Annotated in this window: 4 protein-coding genes; 2 read left to right on the plus strand and 2 right to left on the minus strand. The window is 54.8% G+C overall.

Going from position 1 to position 3,313, the window contains the following annotated elements; translation table 11 throughout:
- Positions 1–54: 54 nt before the first annotated feature.
- A complete protein-coding gene (locus ACSZPU_RS24105) occupies positions 55–306 on the minus strand; it encodes an Arm DNA-binding domain-containing protein (protein ID WP_499004070.1) in 252 nt (83 codons plus the stop codon).
- Positions 307–485: 179 nt separating this feature from the next.
- On the minus strand, positions 486–1,349 hold the full coding sequence (locus ACSZPU_RS24110; RefSeq protein WP_499004073.1) for a YicC/YloC family endoribonuclease: 864 nt from the start codon (positions 1,347–1,349) through the stop codon (positions 486–488).
- A gap of 124 nt (positions 1,350–1,473) precedes the next feature.
- Here ACSZPU_RS24110 and rph point away from each other — a divergent pair, with 124 nt between their 5' ends.
- The gene (gene rph / locus ACSZPU_RS24115; protein ID WP_499004076.1) at positions 1,474–2,190 is read left to right on the plus strand and encodes a ribonuclease PH; all 717 of its coding nucleotides are present in this window, start codon (positions 1,474–1,476) and stop codon (positions 2,188–2,190) included.
- 78 nt (positions 2,191–2,268) lie between these two features.
- The gene (gene pyrE, locus ACSZPU_RS24120) at positions 2,269–2,910 is read left to right on the plus strand and encodes an orotate phosphoribosyltransferase (protein ID WP_499004078.1); all 642 of its coding nucleotides are present in this window, start codon (positions 2,269–2,271) and stop codon (positions 2,908–2,910) included.
- The last annotated feature ends 403 nt before the right edge of the window (positions 2,911–3,313 follow it).

Genomic DNA, 3,313 nt, shown 5'->3' on the forward strand with positions numbered 1-3,313 from the left:
TTCAGAGAGAGCAGCTTAACCCCAGGGTCAAAATTCAGCTGCTGGGGTGGGTCACTATTCCATTGCTGCTAACACTGCAAGACTCCGTGCCTCTGATAACGAGATGAATGATACCTTGCCAAGGGTGATTTCTCGTCTCTTGGAGCTGATTGTGTATCGAAGCATCCAGTAAGGTTCACCCTTGGTTGGGATTTTCAGATACAAACCCCGGTTGTCTCCAAACTTACCTGGTTCGCCTGCTTTGATTAGAGCCTGAACAGCCTTGACTGTTAGTGAAGCCATATACCTATCCTGACCAGATGTCATAGTGGGGAGTACATGGTTATAAACTCACTTTTTTGTCTAGTAAAGCTAAAGTAATCTCCAGTTTACCCCCCGATTATCGGTGGTTCTTGCTGGATTTAGATGTTCTTTGGTAGACAGTATTTCCAATAAAAAAGCCCATATAACATGGGCTTGTGTAATTAATTGGGTTTTGAGAGAACTTACTCGATATTCTGGATCTGTTCGCGCATCTGCTCGATCAACACTTTCAGCTCAATAGCGGAATTGGTGACATCGGCATTAATGGATTTAGACGCCAGGGTATTCGACTCACGGTTGAACTCCTGCATCATAAAGTCGAGACGGCGGCCTACTGCTTCTTTCTTCTTGAGGATGTTCCAGGTCTCTTTAACGTGCGCGTCCAGACGATCCAGCTCTTCGGCAACGTCAATACGCTGCGCCATCAGCACCAGCTCTTGTTCCAGACGGTTGTTTTCGAGCTGTACCTGAGCATCTTCCAGTTTGGCGACCAGACGGTCACGCTGCCACTGCAGGATTTCCGGCATTTGCGCACGCACGTTTTTCACCTGAGTGCTCACGCCGTCAAGGCGCTGTTCGATCAGTGCTTTCAGGGCCTGGCCTTCGGTTTCACGGGCGACAATAAAGTCATCCAGTGCGCCGTCGAGTGCGGCGAGAATTTCAGCGGAAATGGCATCCAGGTCCTGTTCCTGAGCGGCCATCACGCCCGGCCAGCGCAGAATATCTACCGGGTTGATTTCGCCTTCATCGCTTTGCATTTTGACCCAGTTCGCTGCAGAGACCAGCTGTTTGGCCAGCTTCTCGTTGAGGATCAGTTCGCCCTGGGCGCTGGCATCGGGTTCGAAACGCAGGTTGCATTCGATTTTGCCACGGGTCAGACGCGCACGAATGCGCTCACGAACAACCGGCTCAAGGCTACGGAACTGCTCAGGCATGCGGAAGTAGGTTTCCAGATAACGCTGGTTAACCGAGCGCAGTTCCCAGGAGGCGGAGCCCCAGCTACCTTTGATTTCACGCCGAGCGTAGGCGGTCATACTGCGGATCATAGACGTTCCCGTTTTTTAAGGAGAGATGCGGGGATTATAGCTTTCACGGGCTTATCAGGATAGGAATAACCTTGGTAAGCCAGTATAATGCGCAGCCACATTCGTAACAGCCGGAGAAATCATCATGCGTCCATCAGGCCGTAGCACCACCGAGGTGCGTCCCGTCACCCTGACCCGTAATTACACAAAACACGCTGAAGGCTCCGTGCTGGTTGAATTTGGTGACACCAAAGTACTGTGCACCGCCACCCTTGAAGAAGGTGTGCCACGTTTTCTGAAAGGCCAGGGCCAGGGCTGGATTACCGCCGAATATGGCATGCTGCCGCGTTCCACCCACACCCGTAACGCGCGCGAAGCGGCGAAGGGCAAGCAGGGCGGGCGTACCATGGAAATTCAACGTCTTATCGCCCGTGCACTGCGTGCGGCGGTAGACTTAACCGCGCTTGGCGAATACACCATCACCCTCGACTGCGATGTGATTCAGGCTGACGGCGGTACCCGTACTGCTTCTATTACCGGTGCATGCGTTGCGCTGGCCGATGCTCTGAACGCGCTGGTAAGCGCAGGCAAACTGAAAGCGAACCCGATGAAAGGGCTGGTGGCGGCGGTTTCCGTCGGTATCGTTAACGGCGAAGCGGTTTGCGACCTGGAATACGTTGAAGACTCAGCGGCGGAAACCGACATGAATGTGGTGATGACCGAAGATGGCCGCATCATTGAGGTTCAGGGCACCGCTGAGGGCGAGCCGTTCACCCACGAAGAGCTCCTTACCTTGCTGGCGTTGGCCCGAGGGGGAATCGAATCGATTATCGCGACGCAGAAAGCGGCGTTGGAAAACTAGTTTTTAAGGCGACTGAGAAGTCGCTTTTTTTTGTCCATAGAAAAGTGAAATCCTGGTTCTAAGATGAGGAGCGAATCCATGAAAGCATATCAGCGCCAGTTTATTGAGTTTGCGCTTAACAAACAGGTACTCAAATTTGGCGAGTTCACGCTGAAATCCGGGCGCAAGAGCCCCTATTTCTTTAACGCCGGCCTGTTTAATACCGGGCGTGATTTGGCGTTGCTGGGCCGTTTTTATGCCGAAGCGCTGGTGGATTCGAAAATTGATTTCGACCTGCTGTTTGGCCCGGCATACAAAGGTATTCCGATTGCGACCACCACGGCGGTTGCGCTGGCTGAACACCACGAGCGTGACGTGCCGTATTGCTTCAACCGCAAAGAGGCCAAAGACCACGGCGAAGGCGGTACGCTGGTTGGCAGTGCGCTGCAGGGCCGTGTGATGCTGGTGGATGACGTGATCACTGCCGGTACCGCGATTCGTGAATCGATGGAGATCATTCAGGCGAACGGCGCGACGCTTGCTGGCGTGCTGATCTCTCTTGATCGTCAGGAGCGTGGACGCGCGGATATTTCCGCGATCCAGGAAGTTGAACGCGATTACGGCTGCAAAGTGATTTCAATCATCACCCTGAAAGACCTGATTGCTTATCTGGAAGAGAAGCCGGAAATGGCTGACCATCTGGCTGCGGTACGCGCGTATCGGGAACAGTTCGGCGTGTAACGTTTTCCTCGGCGGCGCTGCGCTTGCCGGGGCTACAATGGCCTCAGGGAGAGAGGACCGTTCAGTACGTGCAGTGACGCGTAGCCTGGATAAGGCGTTTACGCCGCATCCGGGAATTCCCCGGCGGCGCTGCGCTTGCCGGGGCTACAAGGCCTCAGGGAGAGGGGCCGTTCAGTACGTGCAGTGACGCGTAGCCTTGATAAGGCGTTTACGCCGCATCCGGGAATTCCCCGGCGGCGTTGCGCTTGCCGGGGCTACAAGGGTCTCAGGGAGAGAGGCCCGTTCAGTACGCGCAGTGACGCGTAGTCTGGATAAGGCGTTTACGCCGCATCCGGGAATTCCCCGGCGGCGCTGCGCTTGCCGGGGCTACAAGGCCTCAGGGAGAGGGGCCGTTCAGTACGCG

This window comes from Phytobacter sp. V69 (genome assembly GCF_965644215.1).
In the GTDB taxonomy this organism is placed as follows: domain Bacteria; phylum Pseudomonadota; class Gammaproteobacteria; order Enterobacterales; family Enterobacteriaceae; genus Phytobacter.